This window comes from Massilia sp. Root133, assembly GCF_001426525.1.
Classification (GTDB): Bacteria; Pseudomonadota; Gammaproteobacteria; order Burkholderiales; family Burkholderiaceae_D; genus Telluria; species Telluria orientalis.
Genome location: NZ_LMEW01000001.1, coordinates 327,119 through 354,083, shown reverse-complemented (window position 1 = coordinate 354,083; position 26,965 = coordinate 327,119). Strand labels below are relative to the sequence as shown.

The 26,965-nt window shown below is 65.8% G+C and carries 18 protein-coding genes; 8 read left to right on the top strand and 10 right to left on the bottom strand.

Features of this window, described 5'->3' with window-relative positions; translation table 11 throughout:
- Positions 1–2: 2 nt before the first annotated feature.
- The 9 genes from ASD28_RS01625 to xdhA all read right to left on the bottom strand — a co-directional run bounded on the left by ASD28_RS01625 (position 3) and on the right by xdhA (position 15,563).
- The gene (locus ASD28_RS01625; RefSeq protein ID WP_056122928.1) at positions 3–830 is read right to left on the bottom strand and encodes a MipA/OmpV family protein; all 828 of its coding nucleotides are present in this window, start codon (positions 828–830) and stop codon (positions 3–5) included.
- A 97-nt stretch (positions 831–927) separates the two neighbouring features.
- Positions 928–1,980, bottom strand: a complete 1,053-nt coding sequence (locus ASD28_RS01620) for a S1/P1 nuclease (RefSeq protein ID WP_056122925.1) — start codon at positions 1,978–1,980, stop codon at positions 928–930.
- Between the two features lie 28 nt (positions 1,981–2,008).
- A complete protein-coding gene (locus ASD28_RS01615) occupies positions 2,009–3,679 on the bottom strand; it encodes a bifunctional UDP-sugar hydrolase/5'-nucleotidase (protein ID WP_056122922.1) in 1,671 nt (556 codons plus the stop codon).
- A 131-nt stretch (positions 3,680–3,810) separates the two neighbouring features.
- Positions 3,811–7,224: a TonB-dependent receptor gene (locus ASD28_RS01610; protein WP_056122920.1), complete on the bottom strand. Its 3,414-nt coding sequence runs from the start codon at positions 7,222–7,224 to the stop codon at positions 3,811–3,813.
- A 577-nt stretch (positions 7,225–7,801) separates the two neighbouring features.
- On the bottom strand, positions 7,802–9,292 hold the full coding sequence (locus ASD28_RS01605) for an adenosine deaminase (protein WP_056122918.1): 1,491 nt from the start codon (positions 9,290–9,292) through the stop codon (positions 7,802–7,804).
- 133 nt (positions 9,293–9,425) lie between these two features.
- A complete protein-coding gene (gene guaD, locus ASD28_RS01600; protein ID WP_056122915.1) occupies positions 9,426–10,730 on the bottom strand; it encodes a guanine deaminase in 1,305 nt (434 codons plus the stop codon).
- A gap of 1 nt (position 10,731) precedes the next feature.
- The gene (xdhC, locus tag ASD28_RS01595; protein ID WP_056122912.1) at positions 10,732–11,739 is read right to left on the bottom strand and encodes a xanthine dehydrogenase accessory protein XdhC; all 1,008 of its coding nucleotides are present in this window, start codon (positions 11,737–11,739) and stop codon (positions 10,732–10,734) included.
- A gap of 1 nt (position 11,740) precedes the next feature.
- A complete protein-coding gene (gene xdhB, locus ASD28_RS01590) occupies positions 11,741–14,083 on the bottom strand; it encodes a xanthine dehydrogenase molybdopterin binding subunit (protein WP_056122909.1) in 2,343 nt (780 codons plus the stop codon).
- A 10-nt stretch (positions 14,084–14,093) separates the two neighbouring features.
- On the bottom strand, positions 14,094–15,563 hold the full coding sequence (gene xdhA, locus ASD28_RS01585; RefSeq protein WP_056123611.1) for a xanthine dehydrogenase small subunit: 1,470 nt from the start codon (positions 15,561–15,563) through the stop codon (positions 14,094–14,096).
- Between the two features lie 167 nt (positions 15,564–15,730).
- On the opposite strand from xdhA, the gene ASD28_RS01580 reads away from it, so the two are divergent.
- From ASD28_RS01580 to ASD28_RS01550, 7 genes are all read left to right on the top strand, one after another.
- Entirely contained in the window at positions 15,731–16,288 is a 558-nt protein-coding gene (locus tag ASD28_RS01580) for a ClpP family protease (protein WP_056122906.1), read from the top strand.
- 83 nt (positions 16,289–16,371) lie between these two features.
- Positions 16,372–17,931, top strand: a complete 1,560-nt coding sequence (locus ASD28_RS33135; RefSeq protein WP_056122904.1) for a methyl-accepting chemotaxis protein — start codon at positions 16,372–16,374, stop codon at positions 17,929–17,931.
- A 191-nt stretch (positions 17,932–18,122) separates the two neighbouring features.
- Positions 18,123–18,806: a hypothetical protein gene (locus tag ASD28_RS01570; RefSeq protein WP_156403646.1), complete on the top strand. Its 684-nt coding sequence runs from the start codon at positions 18,123–18,125 to the stop codon at positions 18,804–18,806.
- Positions 18,807–18,810: 4 nt separating this feature from the next.
- Positions 18,811–19,626, top strand: a complete 816-nt coding sequence (locus ASD28_RS01565; protein ID WP_056122899.1) for a slipin family protein — start codon at positions 18,811–18,813, stop codon at positions 19,624–19,626.
- Between the two features lie 86 nt (positions 19,627–19,712).
- Positions 19,713–21,020: an HlyC/CorC family transporter gene (locus ASD28_RS01560; RefSeq protein WP_056122897.1), complete on the top strand. Its 1,308-nt coding sequence runs from the start codon at positions 19,713–19,715 to the stop codon at positions 21,018–21,020.
- A 247-nt stretch (positions 21,021–21,267) separates the two neighbouring features.
- Positions 21,268–23,001, top strand: coding sequence for a type IV-A pilus assembly ATPase PilB (pilB, locus tag ASD28_RS01555; protein WP_056122895.1), 1,734 nt, complete (start codon positions 21,268–21,270; stop codon positions 22,999–23,001).
- Between the two features lie 9 nt (positions 23,002–23,010).
- Positions 23,011–24,249 (top strand): type II secretion system F family protein, encoded by a 1,239-nt coding sequence (locus tag ASD28_RS01550; RefSeq protein WP_056122892.1) that lies wholly within the window; start codon positions 23,011–23,013, stop codon positions 24,247–24,249.
- A 530-nt stretch (positions 24,250–24,779) separates the two neighbouring features.
- On the opposite strand, the gene ASD28_RS01545 is transcribed toward ASD28_RS01550, so the two are convergent.
- Positions 24,780–25,688 (bottom strand): LysR family transcriptional regulator, encoded by a 909-nt coding sequence (locus tag ASD28_RS01545; protein WP_056122890.1) that lies wholly within the window; start codon positions 25,686–25,688, stop codon positions 24,780–24,782.
- A 94-nt stretch (positions 25,689–25,782) separates the two neighbouring features.
- Between ASD28_RS01545 and ASD28_RS01540 the strand changes: the two genes are divergently transcribed.
- Positions 25,783–26,961 (top strand): SGNH/GDSL hydrolase family protein, encoded by a 1,179-nt coding sequence (locus ASD28_RS01540; RefSeq protein ID WP_056122886.1) that lies wholly within the window; start codon positions 25,783–25,785, stop codon positions 26,959–26,961.
- The last annotated feature ends 4 nt before the right edge of the window (positions 26,962–26,965 follow it).

Sequence of the window (26,965 nt, the reverse complement as noted above, 5' to 3'; positions counted from 1 at the left end):
CATCACTCGTTGGCGCGCTTGCTCGAGCGCGCCAACGTCCACGCCAGCCCCACCCCGGCCGACGCGCCGACATCCTTCCTGAACAGCGGACTCTCCCGGTTCGCATTCCCCGCATAGCTGTCGAGCCGCACGAACGCGAACGCGCGCACGTCCGGATTGACCCTGACCGTACCGAACACGCCCGTCCGCACGAGCATCAACCCGCTGCCGGCCCGGTACGCCGGGCGGTCCGCCGTCGCATACTGCGGCGCGACGTCGAAGAAATAGCCGTGGATGCGGCGGTCGCCGAACACGGCCCCGACCTGCGCCTCCATCGTCCAGCGGCCCCCATCGCCGCGGCGTTCCCACACGAAGCGCGGCTCCGTCGTCCAGCCCTGGCGGCGCAGGCCGCCGCGGGCTTCGATGACGGCGCGCACGGGCAGTTCGAAACGCAGGCGCCCCGCCTCGCCCAGGTCGGCGAATTTATACTTCACGCGCGGGCCGAATTCGACGAGCGTGCCGAGGTCGGGCATGCCGCGGCGCGCCTCGACGTCGTCCGAACGGGACGGCAGCGCGCCCGCGAAACCGATGTCGAATTCGACCTTGTCCGTGTCCAGCAGGCGCGCGCCGACGCCCTGCTGGTCGGCGCGCAGCACCTTGCCGCGATAGAGCAGGAACGGCAGCACGAGGCCGCGGTTGCTGCGGTCGGATGCGCCCGGATAGGCGGGCGTGTTGAACACGGCGGCGCCGATGCCGGCTTCCCACAGCGGCAGGTTGGGTTCGGCGGCCACGGCGGGCACGAGTGCCACCAGTGTGGACGCGGGGATGATGAAACGAAGAATCGTGGGCATGGTGAGGGTCCGTATGAATGCCGCGATTCTAACCCACGAAAAAAAACCGCCGCGGCCTTGTGGGCGCGCGGCGGCTTGCGGAAGGCTGGCGCCGGGATTACGGCCAGATCGCCTTCAGCAGCGCGGCCAGGTTGTAGCCGCCCTTGATCATCTGTGTCTTTGCGAGCGCGGAGCTGGGCACCGGATAGTCGGCCGGCACTTCCAGGGTCCACGTGTAATAGGTCTCGCCCTTCTTGCTCACCTGCGGCACGATCTTGCCCGCGGTGACGCCGGCGAATGCAATCTTCGAGACGGCCAGCGTATCGTCCGCCCACTGGTACGGCCACGTGACGGGATCGCCGCTGTTCTGCGCCACGTTCGGCTTGCCGTCGATGGCGGCTTGCGCGAACTGTTCCGGCGTCTTCGTGCGGATCCGGCGGAACGCGTAGTCGACCGTCGTGCTGTCCCAGTACGAGTGGAACGGCTTCGTCAGCGCCTTCGGCACGCCCGGCTTGGCCGGCGTCGGTTCGCCGGGCGGAATCAGGTTGGCGGACATCTGCTCGATCTTGGCGTCGTCCATCAGGAAGTTGTTGCCGCCGCGCGAATCGAAGACGACGGTCTCGTCGATCTCTGCCTTCGTCTTCGGCACGATGAACTTCCCGTCCTTGTCGACGAAGGCGGCGCCCACGTGCAGCGGCTGGACGATGTCGCCCGCCAGGTGGGTCACGAGGATCAGCGCCTGGCGCTTCGTGAACTTGTGCGGATTGGTCGCCGGCGTGTCCTTGCCCTGCAGGACCGCGATGGCTTCCTTCAAGGTCTGCACGATGTCGTCGTCGGCCGTGCCGGCGGCGCCGTCGTGGTAGTGGTCGAGCTGGAACGGCACGTCCGTGTAGTGGTATTCGCTGTGCTTCGGATTCGCGTTCACGTACTCGATCATTTCCGGCGTCTGCGGACCGCACCAGTTGCCCTTCACGCAGTCGGGCCACGTCGACACGGCTTCCAGCGATTCGCCCGGCAGCAGCAGCGCCTTCACCTGCGCCTCGGCATGCGTGCCCTTGATCAGCTTGTCGGCGATGGCGCCCACGGCGCGGTGGCCGTCCGTGCCCCATGCGGCCGCATCCAGCGACACGAAGGCGCCGGCCAGCGCCACGACACATGCGATTTTCTTCATGAGCTATCTCTCAATACGGTTTATATCGTTAGCGGACCTTGCGGATGCGCTGTGGTGCGGTCAGGCTCATGCCGCCGGCTTCCGGATGCTTCTGCAGGTACGCGATCAGCGCATCGAGGTCACGCAGGCCCGTCTCCACGCGGCGCGTGCCCTTCGCGAACATCGGGATGTTGTCGCCGCCCTCGGCCAGGAAGTTGTTGGCCACGACGCGATACACCTTGTTATCGTCGAGCGCCTTGCCGTCCACCTTCACGTTCGCCGTGCGGCGGCCGGCGGGTTGCGTGCCATCCCAGTCGTACGTCAGGCTGCTGGACACCGCAAGGACCGACGGGCTCGATGCCGCCGGCCGGTCCCACTGCTGTTCGAGCACGCGGCGCAATTGCGCGCCGGTGAGGTCCATCACGACGAGCGTGTTCCCGAACGGGAGCACGGCCTGCGCCTGGCCGAAGCTGACGATGCCGCCTTCTCCCGTTTCCAGGTCCTTGCGGATGCCGCCCGGGTTCATGAAACCGACCTGCGCGCCCTGGTCGCGCGTGGCGGCGACGGCCGCGTCGGCGATCACGCCGCCCAGCACCGATTCGCCGGCCGGATTCTCCTTGCGCGACAACGCCCCCTGCACGCGCGCCACCGGTTTCGCGAGCGCCGCGCGGCTCTTCGCGCGCACGTCGGCGAGGTACGCGGACAGGCTCGCGTCGGGCTGGAATGCGTCCGGCGCCATCACGACGTTGCGCACCTGGATGTCCTGGACGGCCTTCGTGGCCGGATCGAGCGTCAGCCGGATGCGCGACAGCAGGTGGCCGTACGCGTCCGCCTGCGTGACGACCTTGCCGTCCACCTTGCACAGATAGCCCGTGTGCGAATGGCCGCTGATGACGAGGCGGATGGCCGGGTCGAGTTGCTTCGTGATGGCGACGATCGGGCCATGCAGGGTGTCGCAATCGGCCTTGTCGTAGGGCTGGTCGGCGAAACCGCCTTCGTGGATCAGCACGACGAACACCTGCGCGCCCTGCGCACGCATGACGGGCAGCACGGCGTTGATCGATGCCGCTTCATCCTCGATGGCCAGGCCGTTGATGGACGAGGCGATCGTCACGGAGGCGAGGTCGTGCAGCACGGCGCCGATCAGGCCCACCTTGACGCCCTTGACGTCGACGATGCGCCAGCCCGGCACGAGGGTCTTGCCCGTCTGCGCGTCAACGACGTTCGCGGCGAGGTAGGTAAAACCGGCGCCCTTGAAATCGGGCGAGAGGCGGCATGCCTTCGCGGGCCGCGGCGAATCGCAGCCGCCGTGCTGCTGGCGCAGCAGTTCCTTCGGGCCCTGGTCGAATTCGTGGTTGCCGAGCGAGCTGGCGACGAGGCCCATGCGGTTCAGCGCCTCGATGCTCGGTTCGTCCGCGAACATCGACGACGCGGCGGGGCTCGCGCCGACGAGGTCACCGGCCGCGACGAACAGCAGGTCCGGGTCGTCCTTGCGGAACGTGTCCAGCGCGCCTTTCAGCACGTCGATGCCGCCCGCCTGGATCGTGCGCGGCTGCGTGGAACCCGGCGGCGTGTACGTGTACTTGCTGGGCTCGAGATTGCCGTGGAAGTCGTTCAGCGCGACGAGATTGATCTCGAGCGGACGGACCGGCGCGGAGGCGCAGCCGGACAGCAGCAACGCGGCGCCCAGGGCCAGCGCGAACGGACGGGTTACGATCATATGAAATCTTTTGTGATGCAAACGGCAGCCATCGATTATGGCACGCGCGTTCGCCTTTCTGGTCTTTACAAGGGAAGAAAAACGGCCGGTGTCGCCACCGGCCGTCTCATTTACGTCATGTCAGGCCCGGATCAGAACTCGTACTTGACGGTGACCTGTGCCGACCACTGCGACTCGCCCTTCACCTGGCGGATCTGCAGCGGATCGGCGGCCGAGCGGACCGCGTAGACATAACGGCCCTGGCTGTCCATGCCGGCGTAGTCGACGAAGCCGCGGGTCTGGCCGCCGTTCGAGAAGAACGGTGCTTCGTAGATCTGGCCCCACTTCTTGTTCAGCAGGTTGCCGACGTTCAGGATGTCGAACGAGACCGACGCCTTGTTGCGTGCGAACAGGCCCGGGATTTCCTGGCTGATGCGCAGGTCGAAGCTGTTCGTCCACGGCGAGAAGTCGCCGTAGCGGGCCACGGTGCCGCCGGCTGCCTGGCGCAGGGCCTTGTTGGCGTTGACGACGTCCCAGAAACGCTGCTCGTTGGCGTGGCTGGTCGCCGTATCGCCCGCGAACACGACTTCACCCGAACCGAAGGCTTTCGGGATGTACATCAGGTCGTTGCTGCCGATGCCGTCGCCGTTCATGTCGTTCTTGAAGGTCCAGCTGTACGGCTTGCCGGTACGGCCTTCGTAGAACACGCCGAAGCGGGTCTTGTACTTGCCGAAGAACGCCTTCTCGAAGTTCAGCAGCGCGTTGATGCGGTTCTTCACCAGGTACGCCGAGTTGGCGGCCACGTTGTCGTTCGGGTTCAGGGCCGAACGGGCGCCGTAGTTCGAGCCGGACGTCGACGACGTCAGGTTCGAGACTTCCGTCGCATAGGTGTGGCTTGCCGCGACCGACCAGCCGAAGCCCTTGGTCATCGGGTACGACAGCGACAGCGTCGAGACGCGGTTCTCGCCCTTGTCCGTGCCGGTGACCTTGATCACGTTGCCGAACGCGGAATTCGACAGCGACTTGGTCGTGTTGGTGCAGCCCTTGGCGGTGCTGACGGCGTTGTTACCCACGCTCCAGCAGTTCTGCGACAGGCCGTTCGCGTTCCAGAACAGCTGGCGGCCATCGACGCCGATGCGGGTCGGCTGGCCCAGGTTCAGGTTCTGGAAGAAGATACCGTCCTTGGTGTGCGCGTACAGCACTTCGGCGCCGGCGACGAGGCCGTACCACGGCAGTTCCGTTTCGAAGGCCAGGTTGGCTTTCCATACGGACGGCTGCTTCACGTTCGGGTCGATCAGGTCGACGTTGGCGATCGGCGGGGTCGAGCCGCCCAGCTTCGGCTGGTTGTTGATGTCGGTGCTGAACGCGCCGTTCGGCGTGCCGGCGACCGGCGGGCACTTGGTGTTACCCGTGGCCGAGCAGGTAATCTGCTGCGTCGTCATGCCGGTGTTCTGGAACGGGTTCGCGAGCCAGACGGACATCGCGGCGCCCTGGAACAGGCCGAAGCCGCCGCGCAGCTGCATGCGGCGCGGGGTGTCGAAGTTGTAGTTGAAGCCGAAGCGCGGCTGGAACAGCTTGGTGCCGTCGATCGTCTGCTGGTTGTTGTAGCCGAAGCCGCCGGTCTGGCGTGCGTTCGGGTTCAGCACGGCAGCCTGGGCCACTTTCGTGTTCGCGACCGGCGTGCCGCCGACGCCCACCTGGTCCACGCGGAAGCCGTAGTTCAGGGTCAGCTGGCGGTTGACGTTCCAGGTGTCCTGCAGGAACAGGCCGGTGTTCGTCATGTTGAACTGCGCGACGGCGTCGTTCAGCGTGAAGCCCGGTGCGGCGACCTGCAGCGTGTACGACGTGTAGCGGCCGCTGCGCAGGTTTTCCAGCACCGCGGCTTCGACCTGCGCCTGGGACGCGGTCGTGCAGTTGATGCTGCCGAACGAGTAGCTCAGGTTGTTGTCGCAACCGAAGGTGTAATTGCCGTACACGTTCTGCAGGAACGCGTTGTAGATCTTGTTCTTCTGGTAGTCCGCACCGAACTTGATCTCGTGGTCGCCCACCGTCCAGTTGGCGCCCGCGTAGAAGTCCTGCGTGCGGGTGCGCAGCAGGTTCATGTGACGCGAGTTGTCGGTGCCCAGGTTGATCGTGCGGCTACCCGTCGTGACGTTGCTCGGGGTGCCGGCCGGCAGCGCGCCGGTGAACTGCACGCCGATGGTCGGCAGCTGCGTGTTGTTGGTCGGGACGGAGTCGTAGTTGCGCGACGACGCCTTCAGTTCGGTCGAGAACGTCGGGGTCCAGTCCGAGAACAGCTGGGCGACAGTCGTCTCGATCTGCTTGCCCTGCGAGTAGTACGCCGAATCCAGGCTCAGGCCGGTGGCGCTGAACAGCGAATACTGCGGCTCGGCCTGCGTGGTGCGCTGGTAGCGGATATTGGCGCGGTGGTTGTCGCTGATGTTCCAGTCGACCTTCAGCATCTGCTCGCGCGACACGAAGTTACCGCCGCCCTGCGCCAGGCCGCCGGCGTTGACGCCGTACTGGTTCTTCATGATGTTCTGCACGGCGGCGATTTCCGCCGGGGTCACGGCGACCGTCGTGCCGTTGTTCGAGCCGACCGGACCGTAGTCGGGCGCGCTGCGCGACGAGTTGGTCTCTTCCGACAGCGCGTACAGGAACAGCTTGTCCTCGACGAGCGGGCCGCTCGCCCACACGCCCTTGGTCGTTTCCTTGAACGGGACCGGATCCGAATAGGTGTCGTTGGCCGGGTTGTAGCGCTGGCCGGCCAGGCGGTCGTCGCGGTACACGTAGTACACGCCGCCCTTCCACTGGTTCGTGCCGGACTTGGTGACGGCGTTGATGTTGCCGCCGGTGTAGCCCTTCTGCGTGACGTCGTAGTTGGCGACGTTCACCTGGGTCGACTGGATCGCTTCGATCGAGATCGGCTGGCGCGAGGTCGGGCTGCCGTTCGCTTCCAGGCCGAACGTGTCGTTCACGTTCACGCCGTCGATGGTGATCGAGTTGTAGCGCGAGTTCTGGCCGGCGACGGACAGTTCGCCGCGTTCCTTGTCGGTCTGCGAGACGCGCGGGTCGGCGCGGGCGTAGTCCTGCAGGTTGCGGTTGACCGACGCCTGGATCTGCAGCTGCGCGTTGCTGATCGCGGTGCCCGCGCCCATGTTGGAGCGGCTGAAGATGTCGGAGCGGGCGCGGTTGCCGGCGACGGTCACGGTCTGCATCGGTGCGCCGACGGTCGCGTCGACGGTGGCGGTTTCCGCCAGCTGCAGGTAGATGCCTTCGCGTTTTTCGGTAACGCCGTCCTTCGTGATGATGATCGTGTACGGACCGCCGGTACGCAGGCCGCGCGCGATATAGCGGCCTTCCGCATCGGTGACGACATTGCTGACCGAACCGGATTCGGTGTGAACGATTTGCACTGCGGCGCCGGCGGCCGGTCGGCCGTCAGCGCTCGAGATACGACCACCGACAGCCGACGTCGTGTTCTGCGCCAGGGCCGGCGCCCCCGCGAGCGCAATCGACAGAGCCAGCGCCAGCTTCGTCAGCTGGATCCGTTTTTGATAGATCATTGGATTAACCCCAAATAGACTTGATAGTTATGGTTGGGAACGGAGTTCCCCCCTCTTGAGTACTGCAATCCTGGACCGGTCGCTCATGACGGCCGGTCTCTTGTTCTGTCTGCCTGCTGTTCGATGGTGCGGATGCGGATGACAATGCACCAGCAAAAAGCAGCGCACGCGAGTCTAGCGGTTAATTGTTTCCAGGCTATTACACCCAAAACCGCGCATTTTCTCGGACGTTGGCTTAATAAAAGGCCAATATGGCATGAAGCCGTTTATCGAGACAAATACGTTTTCACTTGGGAATTTATAGCTTGCGCGTATAAGTTGCTTAAGAAGTGAGCAGATGATCGCGTGCAGGTTGCCTCTTCCCTCAGAAACAGACACGGCGGGATGATAAATGGGGCGTTCTGGAATGAAATTGTTTAGCTTGGTTTTTAAGCAAGCGACGTGAGAATTAATCCATTCTGTAGCGAGTTGGCCACAGGGACGGCATATGCATATACCTGTTCCACCTGGTCGGGTGGCAACCGGAGTTTGGAGGAAGATGCCGGCGGCGGGACCGCCGCCGGCGGGAGGTCGATACTTAATGCTTCACGGCGGTGCGTTCGAGCGCGGCGACGTCCGACTCGAAGCGTGCGAAGCGTGCATCGAGCAGGCGCGTCAGGCGCTGCTTGTCGGATTCCGGCAGGAAGCTGTAGCGGATGCTGTTGTACGACGCCTTCTTCACTTCCGCATAGCTCGGCTTGTAGCGGCTGGCGAACAGCACGTATTCGTTGGCCAGGTTGTGGCGCGTGACGCCCGCGTCGTCCGTCGAGATCACGTACGGCACGCCGTATTTGCGGTACAGCGTGATCGGGTGGTTCTCGCCCTGCACGCCCTCGATGAACGCGTTCGACGTCAGGTTGATCTCGACCGGGATGTCCTTCGCGCGCATCGTCTTCATGATGCCGACGGCGTTCGTCTCGTGCGCGAGGTCGATGCCGTGGCCGATGCGCTGCGCGCCCGCCACGTTCAGCGCCTGGTCGATGTGGTATTTCAAGTCTTCCGGCGGCACGTCGCCCAGCGCCAGCTCGCCCGCGTGCAGCGCGACGTTGACCTTCGGGTACACCTTCTTCAGGTAGCGGAACATCTGCATGTGCAAGGTGTAGTCGCGCATGGAGACCATCTGGCTTTCCTGGCCCACGATGTTCACGCCGACGATCTTGCCGCCCCGCGCGGCCGATTCGAACGCGGCCAGCATCGAGGAAAACACGCGCGACGGCGAGAACAGGCGCACGACGTAGGTCTGGTAGCGCATGGTGAAGTTCTCGTCGTCGATGCCCAGCGCCGCTTCGTTGACGGTGCGGACGAACGTGTCGACGGAGGTGCGGAACGCCGGCGTCGCGTTCAGCTTCTGGCGCGCGGATTCCAGCAACTGGGCGAATTTCGCCTCGTCGCGCGCGCTGTCCCACGCGCGCTTGTCGAATTCGGGATCCGAGACCGTGTCCGGGCTCTTGAACATCGTCTCGATATAGGCCACGTTCTCGGCCAGCGCGCGGTTCTTCAGTTCGACGAGGCCGTCGTGGAAGTTGCGGTCGGAGACGGGGCCGAAGTAGCCGAACGTCTGGAAGAACTGGCGGTCCGGCGGCGGCTGGATGGCGCCGTGGTTATTGAAATCCTTGCTCGACCAGCGCTGCAGCAGCTCGCGCCACGTGGCGTCGTCGGCATACACGTCGGACGACGACAGGCAGGCGCGGTCCTTCGGCTGCTTCGCGCGTTCGTGCTCGACGACGCTCTTGTCGGTCTCGATCTTGTAAGTCAGCTTGTTGACGCAATAGCCCTGCTTGTCGAGCCAGTCGACATAGGTCTCGGCATAGATCGCGCCGGAGTAGTGGTGGTGCAGGTCGCCGCCCTTGGGCATCTGCGAGAAGAACAGGACCAGCTCCGCCGTCTTCGGCTGCGCGCCCGCGATCAGGGACGCGTAGTGGCGCGCGGTGGCCGCTTCGTTGGGGCCGGACGCCGGGGTGCGCGCGGAAGCGGCGGCCGCGAGGGCCGCCAGGGTGATCAGCAGGCTGCTGCTCAGGGTTTTTGTCATGTTGGTCTCGGCTGTGAGTGATTGTCGACAGTATCTCACCAGCGCCGAAGTCGTCGTTCCCGCGCACGCGGGAACCCATACTGAGTGTCCTGTTCGGCTCAGCATGGATCCCCGCGTTCGCGGGGATGACGTATCAATGCCGCTCGTGCACCCGCTTGCCCGCCGCATACGTGGCACGGATCGCGCGGTCGTCGCCCAGCAGCGCCAGCGCGAACAGGGTTTCCTCGAGCGAGTCGCCGTTCGCCGTGCGGCGCGCCAGCAGCGGCGTCGCCTTCGGGTCGAGGACGATGAAGTCCGCCTCGGTGCCGGCGGCAAAATTGCCGATCGTCCCTTCGAGCTGCATGCTGCGCGCGGCGCCCAGCGTGGCGAGATAGAACATGCGCAGGGCCGGGAGATAGCTGCCTTTTAACCGCGCAACTTTATACGCTTCATTCATTGTTTGCAACATCGAGAACGACGTGCCCGCGCCGACGTCCGTCCCCAGCGACACGTGGGCACGCACGCTGTCCGCCTTCGCGACGTCGAACAGGCCGCTGCCGAGGAACAGGTTCGACGTCGGGCAGTGCGAAATCGCGGCGCCCGTGTCGGCCATCAGCGCGAAGTCGACGTCGTCCAGCCAGATGCAGTGGCCGAACATGGAACGTTGCCGCATCAGCCCATGGTGCTCGTACACCTGCAGGTAGCTGCGGTTGTCCGGGTACAGGCTTTTCACCCACGCGCATTCGTCGCGGCTTTCCGACACGTGCGTCTGGATGTAGGTGGTCGGGTACGCGCGCGCCAGCTCGCCCGCCGCGCCCAGTTGGGCCGGGGTCGACGTCGGCGCGAAGCGCGGCGTGATCGCGTACATGGCGCGGCCGTGGTCGTGCCAGCGGCGGATCAGGTCTTCGCTGTCGCGCAGGTCTGCCGTGTCTTGCAGGAAGTCCGGACAGTTCCGGTCCATCAGCACCTTGCCGCCGGCCATGCGCAGGTTGCGCGCGGCGCTCGCCTCGAAGAACGCGTCGACGGATTCCTTGTGCACCGTGCAGTAGACGAGCGCCGTCGTCGTGCCGTTGCGCAGCAGTTCGTCGAGGAAGAATTCGGCGATGGTGCGCGCGTGCACCGGATCCTTGAACTGGCGCTCGGTCGGGAACGTGTAGTTCTCCAGCCACGGCAGCAGGTCCGGCGCTGGGGAGCCGATCATGTCGGTCTGCGGGAAGTGCAGGTGCGTGTCGATGAAGCCGGGCGTGATGATCTGGCCGCGGTAGTCGACGACGTCGGTGCCGTCGGGCAGCGTGGCGGCCAGCTTGTCGTAGTCGCCGGCGGCGAGCACGCGGCCGTTCTCGACGACGAGCAGGCCGTCCCGGTGCCAGGCGTGGGCGTTCTCGGCGAAGGCCGGATCGGCGTGGAAGTGCAGCAGGCTCGCTCGGTAGGCCTGCACGGTACGGGTATCGTTGGACATCTCAGTCTTGTTCCAGTGGGACTTCGGTTGCGGTCGCGGGCGCGGCGCGGGCCGCCGCCTCCCAGACCATCAGCAGTTGCGCGACGACGGCGACGGCGATCACGGCGGGCTCCTTGCCCTTGATGCCGGGGACGCCGATCGGGCACACCATGTCGTCCAGGCGCGCGCGCGAAATCCCGCGGTCGCGCAGGCGGTGCTCGAACTGCTTGCGTTTGGTTTCCGATCCAATGAGGCCGAACCAGTCCAGGTTCGCGGGCCTGCGGAGGATCGCTTCGGTCAGGCGCTGGTCCAGCGCATGATTGTGCGTCATGACGAGGAAGCTCGTGCCGGCGGGCGCCGTGCGCACGAGGGCTTCCGGCATGTCCGTCGCTTCCACGACGACGTTCGGGGCGACGGTGGCCGGGAACAGGTCCTCCCGCTCATCGACCCAGGTCACCTTGCACGGCAGGTCCGCCAGCAGGCGCACGATGGCGGCGCCCACGTGGCCGACGCCGAACAGCATCACGTGCGCGCGCGGCGCCGGGACGTGGTCGACGAGCCAGCGCCGCCCCGCGTCGTCGAGCAGCACGCGCGTGCCGCCGCCGCGTTCGAAGTCCGGGTAGCGGCCGCCCTTGCGCTGGAGGTTATGGCCCAGCGCGTCGACGAGCGCGAGGTCCGGCTCGCCGTCCAGCGCGACGACGCGCCACACGTCTTCATGGCGGCGCGCGGCCAGCTCGGCGCACTGGTCGCGGTCGACCAGTTCGAATGCGAGGTGCACGACGCCGCCGCAGCACTGGCCCAGGCTCGGGCCGAGCGGGAAGCGTTCCAGCCGGCGCGCTTGTCCGCTTTGCAGCATGGCGCGCGCCGTCTCGATGCCGCGCAGTTCCAGATGACCGCCGCCGACGGTGCCCCACTGCCCGCCGGCGTCGACGAGCATGCGCGCGCCCGGTTCGCGGGGTACGGAACCGTCGACCTTCGCGACCGTGATCAGCACGGCCGGTTGCGCGGTGGGGATGAGCCAGTCGTCCATGTCAGGCTGCCTTTTCCCGCACGGCTTGTTCGACGAAGGACACGGCGTCGAGGATCGCCTCGCTCGTCGCCGGTGCGCGCAGCGGCGGGTTCACCTTGTGGTCGCCGACGGCCGAGATGGCGTCGCGGAGCGCGAGGAACACGGAGAACGGCAGCAGCAGCGGCGGTTCGCCGACGGCCTTCGAGCGGTGGATCGAATCGGCCACGTTGCGGTTGTTGAAGAGCTTCACCGTGAACGCGTCCGGGCAATCCGACACGCCCGGGATCTTGTACGTGGACGGCGCGTGCGTCATCAACTTGCCCTGCGCATTCCACCACAGTTCTTCCGTCGTCAGCCAGCCCATGCCCTGGATGAACGCGCCTTCCACCTGGCCGATGTCGATGGCGGGGTTCAGCGAGTTACCGGCGTCGTACAGCGCGTCCGCGCGCAGCAGCTTCCACTCGCCGGTCAGCGTGTCGATGACGACTTCCGCCACCGCCGCGCCGTATGCGAAGTAGAAGAACGGGTTGCCCGTCATCGTCTTCGGATCCCAGTGCAGGTTCGGCGTCGCATAGAAGCCGTCCGACCACAGCTGCACGCGCGACAGGTATGCCTTGGCGACCAGTTCGCCGAACGGGACTTCGTGGCCGTTCGCGAACACGGTATCGGCGACGAAGCGCACGTCTTCCACGGCACCGCCGTACTGCTTCGCGGCGAAGGCGGCGAGGCGGTCGCGGATCTGGCGCGCCGCATCCTGCGCGGCTTTACCGTTCAGGTCCGCGCCCGTCGATGCCGCCGTCGCCGACGTGTTGGCGACCTTGCTCGTGTTCGTCGCGGCGATGCGCACGCGGGTCAGGTCGACGCCCAGTTCGTGCGCGACGACCTGCATCACCTTCGTGTTGACGCCCTGCCCCATCTCCGTGCCGCCGTGGTTGACGAGGATGGAGCCGTCCACGTACACGTGCACGAGGGCGCCGGCCTGGTTCAGGTGCGTCACGTTGAAAGCGATGCCGAATTTCACGGGCGTCAGCGCGAGGCCCTTCTTCAGCACGGGGCTCGTCGCGTTGTATGCCTGGATCGCCTGGCGGCGCGCGCGGTATTCGCTCGTCTGTTCCAGCTCGCCCACCAGTTCATGGATCACGTTGTCGACGACGGGCTGGCCGTACGGCGTGACGTTGCGGTCGATCTTGTCGTAGAAATTCAGCTTGCGGATGTCGAGCGCATCCTTGCCGAGGTTGCGCGCGATCTCGTCGATGATGTACTCGATCGCGATGGCGCCCTGCGGACCGCCGAAGCCGCGGAACGCCGTATTCGACTGTGTGTTCGTCTTGCCGGCCGCCGCGCGGATGTCGCAGTCGGACAAATAATACGTGTTGTCGAAGTGGCAGATGGCGCGGGTGGCCACGGGGCCGGAGAGATCCGCCGAGTAGCCGGCACGGCTCACCATGTCGACCTTCGCCGCGACGATGCGGCCGGCGTCGTCGTAGCCCACCTCGTACAGGTAGTGGAAGCAGTGGCGCTTGCCGGTCACCATCATGTCGTCGTCGCGGTCCGCGCGCAGCTTCACGGCGCGGCCCAGGCGTTTCGCCGCGATGGAGGCCGCGGCGGCCCACAGTGCCGACTGCGATTCCTTGCCGCCGAAACCACCGCCCATGCGGCGGCACTCCACCACCACGTTGTGCGAATGCAGGCCCAGCGCGTGCGCCACGACGTGCTGCATCTCGCTCGGGTGCTGCGTGGAGCACAGCACGAGCATGCCGTCGTTTTCCTGCGGGATCGCGTACGAGATCTGGCCTTCGAGGTAGAACTGCTCCTGGCCACCGACGTACAGCTCGCCCTTCACGCGCAGCGGGGCGCGTTCGAATGCGGTTTCGGCGTCGCCGCGCGTCAGGCGCATCGGCGGCAGCACGTACGAGCCGGCGGCGCGCGCGGCCTGCGGCGTCAGGATCGCCGGCAGCTCCTCGTAGCTGACCTTCGCCTTCTTCGCGGCGCGGCGGGCCAGGTCGTGGCTGTCGGCCACGACCACGAAGATCGGCTGGCCGATGTATTGCACGAGGCCGTCCGCGAGGATCGGGTCGTCGTGGATGATCGGGCCGCAATCGTTGGTGCCCGGGATATCCTTTGCAGTGAGCACGGCGCGCACGCCGCGGCTGGCCAGGACGTCCGTAAAATCGATGTCGAGGATGCGGGCGTGCGCCTTGCCCGACAGGCCGAGCGCCGCGTGCAAGGTGCCGCGCACTTCGGCGATATCGTCGGTGTAGTCGGCCTGGCCCAGCACGTGCAGCCGGGCCGATTCATGGGCTTTGCCGAGGCCGACCTGCTTCCATTCGGCCTTGGTCAGTGCGGGGGATCCTGCGTCGTTCATGTGTGTCTCCTCAAGCCAATGCGGTCGCGAACGGGTTGACCGCGTTCGGCGGCAGGGGGTTGTCCTTGCGCGTTTCGAGCCAGTAGCGGCGCAGCAGGTTCTGCGCCGTCTTCATGCGGTAGGCGCTCGATGCGCGCATGTCGGACAGCGGTGCGTAGTCTTGCGCCAGCGCGGCCATCGCTTCCGTCACGGCAGCTTCGTCCCACGCGCGGCCGTTCAGCAGGCCTTCCGCCTGCGCGGCGCGCTTCGGCGTCGCGGCCATGCCGCCGTAGGCGATGCGGGCCTCGACCACGATGCCGTCTGCCAGCGTGAAAGCGAAGGCGGCGCACACGGCCGAGATGTCCTGGTCGAAGCGCTTGGCCAGTTTATAGGTGCGGAACGCGACATTCGGACGCGGCAGCGGCACGCGCACGGCCTGCACGAACTCGCCGTCGCGCCAGTCCTTGACCTGGTAGCCGAGGTAGAAGTTCTCGAGCGGCATGGTGCGCTCCCCGTCCGGGCCGCGCAGCACCAGTTCGCTGCCGATGGCGATCAGCCACGGCATCGAATCGCCGATCGGCGAGCCGTTCGCCACGTTGCCGCCCAGCGTGCCCGCGTTGCGGATCGGGAGCGACGCGAAGCGCTGCCACAATTCGCCCAGCGCCGCCTCGTAATGCTTGCAGATGGCGGCGTACGCATCCTCGAGGGAGACGCCGGCGCCGATCTCGATGAAACCGTCCTGCTCGCGCACGGTCTTCAGTTCGGCCACGTGGCCCAGGTAGATCACGTCGGTCAGGTCGCGCATCTGCTTCGTGACCCACAGGCCGACGTCGGTCGAGCCGGCGAGGATCGTCGCCTTCGGATGCGCGGCGCGCACGGCGACCAGTTCATCGAGGGTGCGCGGGGCGTGGAAGGTCTGGCCGTCGTACTCGTAGGTGGCGCCCGCGTCGCGCTGCAGCGCCTGCAGTTGTTCGGTGACGGCGGCGCGGTCGAAATCGACGCGCGGCAAGGTGACCATGCGCTTGGCCGCGTCGATGATGGGACGGTAGCCCGTGCAGCGGCACAGATTGCCGGACAGGGCGTCGTCGATCTCGCAGCGGCTCGGCTCGCGGCCTTCCTGTTTCAGGTACATGCCCCACAGCGACATCGCAAAACCCGGCGTGCAGAAGCCGCATTGCGAGCCGTGGCATTCGACGAGGGCCTGCTGCACGGGGTGCAGGTTGCCATCCTGCTGCGCCAGGTCTTCGACGGTGAACAGGGCCTTGCCGTCCAGGGTGGGCGTGAACTGGATGCAGGAATTCACGGAGCGCATCTGCAGTTCGCCGTTCTCCAGCGATCCGACGACGACGGTGCAGGCACCGCAGTCGCCCTCGGCGCAGCCTTCCTTGGTGCCGGTGCAGTGCAGGTCCTCGCGCAGGTGCTGCAGGATGGTCTGCGTCGGCGCGACGTCGTTCACTTCATGGACGGCGCCGCGGTAGAAAAATCGGATCGGTGTGGACATCATCGCCTCAGAAAGGATCTTGTGAAAATTATGACTAACTGGATGCAAGAGTAGCACCGGGGGTCAGGCTGGATATATTGGAATACCGATTTTGAATATCAGATATTTTCAATAGCGCGACGTGAGCTTGTGAAACTTGCTATGCTTGAGCCGTCAATGGAGGCGTCATGGCTTTGCACATCGTACATTTCATCGGACCGATCAACGCAAATTCCGCCTGTACCGTGCGCAACCTTTGCTTGCAGGCACTGCAAAGCGGTGCGACGGAGATCGAGCTGCACATGTCGACCGAAGGCGGCAACATGACGGCCGGCTTCGCCTTGTACTACTTCCTGAAATCGTTGCCGCTGCCGCTCACGACGTGGAACGTGGGCAGCGTGGAGTCCGTCGGCGTCGCCATCTTCCTGGCCGGGCAGCAACGCTATGCCTGCCCCGGCACGCGTTTCCTCATCCACCCGCTGCACTGGGGCTTCGGCAACCTCGTCGCGGCGGACCACGCCCGCATCTCCGAATGGCGCGACTGCCTCGACTTCGACGCCGAGCGCTATGCCGCCATCTACGAAGACGCCACCCGCGGCGCACCCGGCGCCCACGACATCCGCTCCTATCTGACGGGCGGCGCCCGCATCTACACGGCCGAACAGGCGGTCGAGGCGGGCATCGTCCAGGCGGCACGGCAGGCGCGCCTGCCGGAAGCGGGCACGACGACGCATTGGTGGAATTAAATACATCATCCAATTCTGACAGGGCGCGCTGTCTGATCTGCACAACAAAGATAGCGGTCACAATTGAATAGAGAAACTTATTCGTGAGTTTTTCCTTGTCGCAATTTTTGCTGCAACTCATCTTCGGCCTCGGCGTGGCGGTCTCCGCCAGCATCGCCAGCGGCGCCCTGGACTCGATCCACACGACCGAAGCGGTGGATTACCCGGCGCTGGGCACGGCGAAGGCGTTGACGGCGGACCTGCAGGGCATCACCGACGGCTTGCGCGATGCCGTCTCCGAAGGCGACAAGGCCCGCATCGCCCAGATCGGCGACCAGGCCAACAAGGTCCGCGCCAAGCTGGCCGACGTGACGAAGACCCCAGGCATGGATGCCGCCGGCAAGCGCCTCGCGAAGGAATTCGAGGACTACTATGCGCCGGCCGTCTCTGCCGCCAAAATCATGCTCGAACTCGAGCAGGGCGATCCGCAGGCGACCGTGCAGCGCATGCAGGGCGCGCTGACCGTGCTCAATGCCGATGTCGCCAAGCTCAACGACCAGGCCCAGCAGAATTTCAAGGACGGCATCGCGCGCAGCAGCTCGAGCGTGCGCCGCGTGCTGTCCGTCACCATCGTCACCGCCTTGATCGTGATCGCCACGCTGATCGGCGTGTCGTGGTTCGTCATCCGCACCATCTGGCAGCAGCTGGGCGGCGAGCCGGAGTACGCGCGCGAGATCACGCGGCTTGTTGCGGCCGGCGACCTGTCGATGGACATCCGCCTCGACGCCGGCGACCAGCACAGCCTGCTCGCCGCGCTGCAGGAAATGCGCACGCGCCTGGCGACGATGGTGTCCGGCATCAAGACGTCGGCCGAGACCATCGCCACAGCCAGCGCCGAGATCGCCCGCGGCAACGCCGACCTGGCCAGCCGCACGGAATCGCAGGCCGGCAGCCTGGAGCACACGACGCGCGCCGTCGAATCGCTGACCGATACGGTCCGCACGAACGCGGCCAACACGAACCAGGCGAACGCGCTCGTCGTGTCCGCCACCGACATCGCCACCCGCGGCGGCGAAGTGGTCGGCAATGTGGTGTCCACCATGGGCGCCATCAACGCGTCCGCGAAGCAGATCGTCGAAATCATTTCCGTGATCGACGGCATCGCCTTCCAGACGAATATCCTCGCGCTGAACGCCGCGGTGGAAGCGGCCCGTGCCGGCGAACAGGGCCGCGGCTTCGCCGTCGTCGCGGGCGAGGTGCGCAACCTGGCGCAGCGCTCGGCCGCCGCCGCCAAGGAGATCAAGCAATTGATCGGCGATTCCGTCGCCAAGGTCGACGCGGGCAGCGCGCTCGTCGACGAAGCGGGCGCCACGATGGAACAGATCGTCGCCTCCGTGCGCAAGGTGCACGACATCATGGCCGAGATCAGCGTCGCGGGCCAGCGCCAGGCCGAAGGCATCGAACAGATCGGCCGCGCGATCGACGACATGGACCAGATGACGCAGCAGAACTCGGCGCTCGTCGAGGAAGCGTCGGCCGCGGCGGAATCGCTGGCGGAGCAGACCGAGCAGTTGTCGGGCGCGCTGGCGCAGTTCAAGCTGGCGGCCGGGCACGCGCTGGGGGCGCCGGCGGGCCAGGCACGGCTGGCGCTGGCGCGCGGCTGAACGGCGACGCGAAATTCGCGATGGACATTGCACATCCAGTTCAGATTCGGCGTATGCTGTCAGCACAAGCGCCGTACTGCATGCAGTGACCGACCTGGTCGCGCGGAATCAACGGCAACGCACGGAACCCGGCCGCCAGCGGCGGCCACTCGCCGGCACGACGCTCTCCATGAAACAACGGGGAGATCATCATGCGTCACACCTTGAAAGCCGTCTTCGACCAACGCAGCGATGCCCAGCACGCCCTGGACGCATTGCTGGCATCGGGCTACCCACGCGCCGACATGGCGCTCTCGAACATGCGCACGACGGAACCGGACACCTCGCTCCGGCATACCGCCGCGCGGCTGCTCGGCACCTTGTACCACCGGCACGCGCTGCCGGCCGACACGCGCGAACGCCACATCGTCACGCTCACGACGGGAACCGATCCGGAAGCCGCGCGCGCCACCGGCATCATGGGGCAGTACCGCCCGACCGGCGTCGAAGACATCCCCGACGAGGGCGATCCCGCCGCCTGGACCGGGACCGTCGCGCCGCGCCGCGACTACCCGCCGGGCACCGCGCCGGGCGCCCTGCAGCACCATCCGCACGAAGACAGCCATTATTTCGGCACCCAGGACGCCGACGCTCCGCCCGCCGGCAACACGTTCAAGGAGACGATGGGCAGTATCGCGCGGTGGGACAACCCGGACGAGGACGCCACGTGGGCCGCGCCTGCCGGCGCCCAGGCGCCGCAGTCCGACCAGGCCTGGGAAGACGTCGAGCCCGCGCTGAAGCGCGAGTGGGAATACCGACACGCCGGCAGCGAGGCGTCCGCCTGGGACAAGGTCAAGCTGGCCATGCGCCATGGCTGGGAACGGATGCATCACTGACATCATGAATCCGGTCACATCGTTCCTGGTCGCCGTCAGCCTGGGCATCGGCATCGCCCTGACCTGGTGGGTCAATCCGCTGCCCGGGTTGCTGTTCGTCGCGCTGGCCGTGATCATCGCGTTCTCGCTGAAGATGGCGAACACGTGGCAAAAATTCGTCATCCTGAGGCTGGGGAAGCTCCATGGCGTCAAGGGCGCCGGCCTGTTCGCGATCGTGCCGGTCATCGACAACGTGATCGCCGTCATCGACGTGCGCATCCAGACGACGGCCTTCAACGCCGAGCAGGCGCTGACCAAGGATACGGTGCCGGTCAACGTCGACGCCATCATTTTCTGGCACGTGCACGATGCGGAGAAGGCCGCGCTGGCGATCACCAACTACCGCGAGGCGATCGACCGGGTCGCGCAGACGTCGCTGCGAGAAATGATCGGCATGTCGATGCTGACGGCGCTGCTGTCCGAGCGCAAGGAGGCGGACGCGCAACTGAAGGAATCGATCGGCCGGAAGACGGCGCCGTGGGGGATCTCCGTCGGTTCGGTGGAGATCCGCGACGTCGCCATTCCCGTCGTGCTGCAGGATGCGATGTCGCGCCAGGCCCAGGCGGAACGCGAGAAGCAGGCCCGCGTCATCCTCGGTTCCGCCGAGGCCGCCATCGCCGGGAAATTCGTGGAAGCGGCCGACATGTATGCCGGCCATCCGGCGGCCCTGCAGCTGCGGGCGATGAACATCATCTATGAAACGACGAAGGAGCGGGGCGCCACCATCCTGATCCCGAGTTCGATGGTCGACAGCCTGAACCCGGGCACCGCGCCTCCCTAGCCAAACTTGCAAGCCCCCTCCCCTTGTCTTAGAATCGGCCTCTGCGCTGGCCTCGCCAGATTCCCGACGATTCTTCACGGTGATCCTTGGAAACCGTACCACTTTGGGTGCTCATTCTCGCACTCGCCCTCCTGATCCTCTGTTCGGCCTTCTTCGCGATGGCGGAAACCGCCCTGATGGCGGCCAACAAATATCGCCTGCGCCATCTCGCGAAGCGGGGCAACCGCGCCGCCATCACCACGCTGTGGCTGCTGGACCGCACGGACAAGCTGCTGTCCCTGGTCCTCATCGCGAACACGCTGATCAATGCGATGGCGACGGCGCTCGTCACCGCGATCGCCATCCTGTTCTTCGGCCACGAGGAAAGCGTGATCACGATCGCCACGGCCGTCGTCGCGTTCCTGCTGATCGTGTTCGCGGAGATCTCTCCGAAGATCATCGGCGCCACGTACCCGGAGCGCATCTCGCTCGGGTCCAGCTATGTGTTGCGTGCGCTGATGAAGGTCGCGAAGCCGGCGATCTGGTTCGTCAACCTGTTCGTCAATGGCCTGCTGCGCGTGCTGCGCATCCGCGGCGTGGGCGTGGGGCATGCGGATGCCCAGCAGAGACTGTCGCCGGAGGAATTGCGCTCCGTCGTGCTGGAAGCGGGCAGCTACATCCCGCAAAAGCACAAGAGCATCCTGCTGAACCTGTTCGAACTGGAAAAGATCTCGGTCGAAGACATCATGACGCCGCGCAGCCAGATCGAAGCGCTGAACCTCGCGCTGCCGGTCGACGACCTCAAGGCCGAGTTGACCACCTGCTACCACAACAAGCTGCCCGTGTACGAGGGCGAGATCAACCGCATCGTCGGCATCTTGCACGTGCGCAAGGCCGTCGCGCTGTTGAACGAGGAAGACGACCTCACGATCGACCACTTCCGCGAACTGTTGACGGAGCCCTACTTCATTCCGCAGGACACGGGCGTCTTCACACAGCTCCAGTATTTCCAGGAAAACAAGGAGCGCCTGGGCATCATCGTGGACGAATATGGCGAGGTCCAGGGCCTGGTGACACTGGAAGACATCATCGAGGAAATGATCGGCGACTTCACGACCTCGACGCCGGGCGCCGCCCGCAGCGATGCGATGGCGTGGAATGCCCAGGGCGAGGTCCTGCTGGAAGGCACGACGCCGCTGCGCGACATCAACAAGAAGCTGGGCCTCGACCTGCCCCTCGACGGCCCGAAGACCGTCAACGGCCTGCTGCTGGAACAGTTGCAGGAGATTCCGGAATTCCCCATCGCCCTCAGGATCGGCAACTGCGTGATCGAAGTCGTGCAGGTGCAGAACCAGGCCATCAAGGTCGTGAAACTGTTGCGGCCGGTCGCGGTCAAACGCTGGCTGGCAGCCTGACCGGGCTTCACCGGCCGAGCGCCGCCGGACACGATCCGGCGGTAAGCCCTTGTTCTTGCACGAGGAATAACGATGTTGTTCACACGACATTGCGAGCCGGTTACATGCCATTTCATCCACGTGGTATGCACGCATCTTTCACTACGACAAAGTCTTGACCGTTTTGATGCCTACGGGCATCATCGAGACGATCCGCCGGGGCCGTCCATCCTGCCCGGCTTCCTGTCGTCCTTCCAAACCTGACCATATGGCAGCAGTCCTTCCCAACACCACCCCCGGCACGGCGTTGCCCGGGCTGGCGCGTGCCCTGGTGCAGGCCGGACGGCTGACCTTGCCTCAAGCGGACACCTTGCAAAAGAAGGCGTCCGCCGACAAGGCCGGTTTCATCGACACCTTGCTCGGCAGCAGCTCCATCGATGCGAAATCCCTGGCAGTCTTCTGCGCCGAGACCTTCGGCTATCCCCTGTTCGACCTGGGCACGTTCAGCCACGACGCCCTGCCCGTCAACGCGATCGACCCGAAGCTGATGCAGGCCCAGCGCGTCGTCGCGCTGGCACGCAGGGGCAACAAATTGTCGGTGGCGGTGTCCGACCCGACGAATACGCAGGCCCTCGACCAGATCAAGTTCCAGAGCGAATCGACCGTCGAACCGGTGATCGTCGCGCACGACACCCTGCTGGCGCTGCTGGCGAACATCGCCAAGAGCGCCGAACAGGACTTGAGCGAGCTGGCCGGCGAGGAAGGCGACATCGAATTCGCCGACGAAGAACCGCAGACGCAGGCGGCGGAAGCGGCAGCCGCCGCGGCGGAAGTCGAGGACGCGCCCATCGTGCGCTTCCTCAACAAGGTGCTGATGGATGCAATTACCTTGGGCGCGTCGGACATCCACTTCGAGCCCTACGAAAAGCAGTACCGCATCCGCCTGCGCGTGGACGGCGTGCTGCGCGACCATCTCGCCCCGCCGCTGTCGATCCGCGACAAGCTCGTCTCGCGCATCAAGGTGCTGGCCAAGCTCGACATCTCGGAAAAGCGCGTGCCGCAGGACGGCCGCATGCGCCTCGTGCTGTCGCCCACGAAGACGATCGATTTCCGCGTCAGCACCTTGCCGACCCTGTTCGGCGAAAAAACGGTCATGCGTATCCTCGACGCGACGCAGGCCCAGATGGGCATCGACGCGCTCGGCTACGACCCCGACCAGAAAGCGTTGCTGATCGACGCCATCACGCGTCCGTACGGCATGGTGCTCGTAACGGGCCCGACGGGTTCGGGCAAAACCGTGTCGCTGTACAGCTGCCTGAACCTGTTGAACAAGCCAGGGATCAATATCTCCACGGCGGAAGACCCGGCCGAGATCAACCTGCCCGGCGTGAACCAGGTCAACGTCAACGAAAGGGCGGGCCTCACGTTCCCCGTCGCGCTGAAAGCCTTCCTGCGCCAGGATCCGGACATCATCATGGTCGGCGAGATCCGCGACCTGGAAACGGCCGACATCGCGATCAAGGCGGCGCAGACGGGCCACATGGTGTTTTCCACGCTGCACACGAACGATGCGCCGTCGACCTTGACGCGCCTGATGAACATGGGCGTGGCGCCGTTCAACATCGCCTCGTCCGTCATCCTGATCACCGCGCAACGCCTCGCGCGCCGCCTGTGCACGTGCAAGCAGCCGCTCGACATCGGCCGCGACACGCTGAAGGCCGCAGGCTTCCGCGACACCGACTTCGACGGCGACTGGAAGCCCTACGGCCCCGTCGGCTGCGAGCGCTGCCTGGGCTCCGGCTACAAGGGCCGCGTGGGCATCTACCAGATCATGCCGATCACGCCCGCGATCGAAGCGTTGATTCTTGGGCACGGCAACGCGATGCAGATCGCCGCCCAGGCCGAGGCCGAGGGCGTGAACTCGCTGCGCCGCTCCGGCCTGCTGAAAGTGAAACAAGGCCTCACCAGTCTCGAAGAAGTGCTCGGCTGCACGAACGAATAAGGATCCATCATGGCAACGACATCCGCCCCGGCACGCCGCGCGCCCAGCGCGCAAGTCAAGGAACACATCTTCGCCTGGGAAGGCAAGGACAAGACCGGCAAGACCGTGCGCGGCGAAATGCGCGCCGGCGGCGAGACCATCGTGAACGTGACCCTGCGCCGCCAGGGCATCATGGTCACCAAGGTCAAGAAGAAGGTGTACCGCAGCGGCAAGAAGATCCAGGACAAGGACCTCACGCTGTTCACGCGCCAGCTGGCCACGATGATGAAGGCCGGCGTGCCGCTGCTGCAATCGTTCGACATCGTCGGCAAGGGCCATTCGAATCCGTCGATGTCCAAGCTGATCATGGACTTGCGCGCCGACATCGAGACGGGCACCAGCCTGAACAACGCGTTCCGCAAGTATCCGCTGTACTTCGACCCGCTGTTCTGCAACCTCGTCGGCGCCGGCGAGCAGGCCGGTATCCTCGAAGACCTGCTCACGCGCCTGGCGATCTACAAGGAAAAGACACTTGCGCTGAAGAGCAAGATCAAGGGTGCATTGATGTACCCGTGCGCGATCATCGCCATCGCCTTCATCGTCACGGCCGTGATCATGATCTGGGTGGTGCCCGCGTTCAAATCCGTGTTCTCCAGCTTCGGCGCGAACCTGCCGGCGCCGACCCTGATCGTGATGGGCATCTCGGATTTCGTCGTGAAATGGTGGTACATCATCTTCGGCTCGATCTTCGGCGCGCTGTACTTCTTCTTCCAGTCCTGGCGCCGGTCGCTGAAAATGCAGCAGTTCATGGACCGTGTGCTGCTGCGCCTCCCCGTGTTCGGCGAAGTGATCCGCAAGGCGACGATCGCCCGCTGGACCCGCACGCTGGCGACGATGTTCGCGGCCGGCGTGCCGCTCGTGGAAGCGCTGGACTCCGTGGGCGGCGCGTCCGGCAACAACGTCTACCTGGAAGCCACGAAAAAGATCCAGACGGAAGTCAGCACGGGCACGAGCCTGACGGCCGCGATGCAGAACGCCAATGTCTTCCCCAACATGGTCACGCAAATGGTCGCCATCGGCGAGGAATCCGGCGCGCTGGACGGCATGCTGGGCAAGGTGGCCGACTTCTACGAGGAAGAAGTGGACGAGGCCGTCAAGACGCTGTCGTCGCTGATGGAGCCCATGATCATGGTCGTGCTCGGGGTGCTGATCGGCGGTCTCGTGATTGCCATGTATCTGCCGATCTTCAAGCTGGGGTCGGTGGTCTGAAGGCGGTGCCGACCAACGTCGTGCGCCGGAGCCGGACTCGCGTATGCCGCGTCCGGATGCCGGCCACAATGCCCCAGACCGCGGCCCAGCGCAGCGCGCGGTCGGTGGACGTCCCGAGCGGCCGCGCCGCCGCCGCACGCTGCAGCGCGAGCGACATGCGTTTCATCGCATAGAGTTTTCGATCGGACACCGGGATTGCCATGTTTGCAGATTAGCAAGCGCAACGATGGCCGACCGTGATCTGCCTAACGCACCATGCATGACCGCGGATGTGTGAGCCACCGCACCGTCCAGCTCATCCATGACTGGTATTTTAGTTGACGATTCTTCAACGCTTACCGGTATGCTCATGGCCTCTTGCCCCGAATGTGGTTCTTCCTACGTACGCCGGATTCCGCGTACGCCCCTCATGCGTATCCTGTGGAGCAGCAAGCACATCCTGTGCAGCGATTGCGGCGAACGCTCCGTCGTCTTCCCCAAGCTCATGACACTGGCGGCAAAACACCAGGCATCGAGCCGGACCGCGCGATTCATCCTTGCCCGCCTGCAAAGCCAGCAATCCCACTGAATTGTCCGACCGCGAAGTCGATGAACAGCCGCGTCCGCAGCGCCTGAAACTGCCGCGACGGATACAGCAACGTTAAATCCTGCGGCCGCGCGGCCCACTCGTCCAGCACCCGCACCAGTTCCCCACTGTCCAGCAGATCCCGGACCAGCCAGTCCGGGCACACGCCGATCCCGCCGCCCAGCACCAGGGCCTCCCGTATCGCCAACGCGTTGTTCACGCGAAAGCGGCTCGACGTCGGCACCCGTGCCTGGTCTTCGCCACGGAACAATTCCACGGTACTGCCCGGCGTCCAGGCGAAGCGGACGACGTCGTGCGTCGCCAAGTCGTCCGGCACCGACGGCACGCCCCGCCGCGCGAGATACATGGGTGCCGCCACCAGGAAGCGCGGCACGGTGGCCAGGTGCCGCCCGATGGCGTCCGGCGGCAACGTGCCGCCCAGCCGGAACGCGACGTCGACGCCTTCCTCGACGAGGTCGACGAAACGGTCGTTGAGAATCAGTTCGACGTCGATGGCCGGATGGTCGGCCAGGAAGCGCTGGACCATCGCATTGATGCGGAACTGGCCCAGCGCGACCGGCGCATTGATGCGCAGCAGTCCCGCCGCCTGGCCCGTCATGCCCTGCACGTCGCCCACGGCCGCGTCGAATTGCTCGACGATGCGTTTGGCGTCGGCGTAGAAGCGCTGGCCCTGCTCCGTCGGCGACAGGCCGCGCGTGCTGCGTTCGACCAGGCGTACGCGTAGCTGCCGTTCCAGCCGGGCCAGCCATTTGCTGACGGTGGGCTGCGTCGTGCCGAATTCCCGGGCCGCCGCGGACAGGCTGCCCAGTTCGAGGGTGCGTACGAAGACGCGCAGCGCGTGGAGCGTATCCATTTATTCTAAATTGGAATGAGTGACCTTCGATCCTACCATCTTCATCGCCACTCCAGAATGACCTAACGTGGAGTCCTCAACCAAGGAGTCCACCATGTCCAAACCGATCGCCGCACTCACCCTTTCCCTGCTGCTCGCCGCACCCGACGCGCCGGCGGGCGAGCACTGGGCCACGTCCTGGTATGCGGCCCCGCAACCCGCCTGGGACGGCAGTTTCGCGTTGCCGATGAACGTCCCCACCAGGCTCGACAACGCGACGTTGCGCGAGACCGTCCGCCTGAGCGCGGGCGGGCAGCGCATCCGGCTCGTGTTCTCGAACCGGTACGGCCATGAACCGGTCAGGCTCGGCGCCGTGCGCGTCGGCCCCGCCGACGACCCGCACGCGGCCCTGGCGCTGACGTTTTCCGGACAACCGGGCGCTTCCATCCTGCCGGGCGCCACGGTGACGAGCGATCCGCTCGCCCTCCCCGTGCGGCCGCTGTCCCGGCTGGCCGTGACGACGCGGCTGCCCGCGCCGACCAACGTCGCCAGTTTCCACTGGGGCGCGCAGCAGACCGTGCAGATCGACGGCGCCCATGTCGGCGGCCGGTTGTTCCTGAGCGCCGTCCTGGTCGAGTCGGCACAACCCGCCCGCACCATCGTCGCGCTCGGCGATTCGATCACGGACGGCAACGGCTCGACGCCGGACGCCGACCGCCGCTGGCCGGACATCCTGGCCGAACGACTGGTGCCGCACGGCGTCGCCGTCGCCAATGCCGGCATCTCGGGCGGACGGCTGGCGCGCGACGGCATGGGCGTGAGCGCCCTCGCACGCCTCGAGCAGGACGTATTGAGCCAGCCCGGCGTGTCGGATGTCATCGTACTGCTCGGCATTAACGACATCGGCTGGCCCGGCAGTCCGTTCGCGCCGGCCGAGCACCCCGCCACGCTGGAGGAACTCACGGCCGCGTACCGGCAACTGGTCGCAGCAAGCCACGTCCGCGGCGTACGCGTGACGGCGGCGACATTGCCGCCGTTCGAAGGCGCCCTCGCCGGCACGCCGTACGCCGGCCACTACAGTCACGACAAGGAACGCCTGCGCCGGCAGTTGAACGACTGGATCCGCACGGCCGGCGTGTTCGATGCCGTCGTCGACTTCGACGCCGTCCTGCGCGAACCTGCCCGGCCGCGCCGCCTGCGGGCCGACTTCGACTCGGGCGATCATCTGCATCCGGGCGATGCGGGCTACCGCGCCATGGCCGGGGCGATCGACATCGCTCCGCTGGTACACTGAGCGG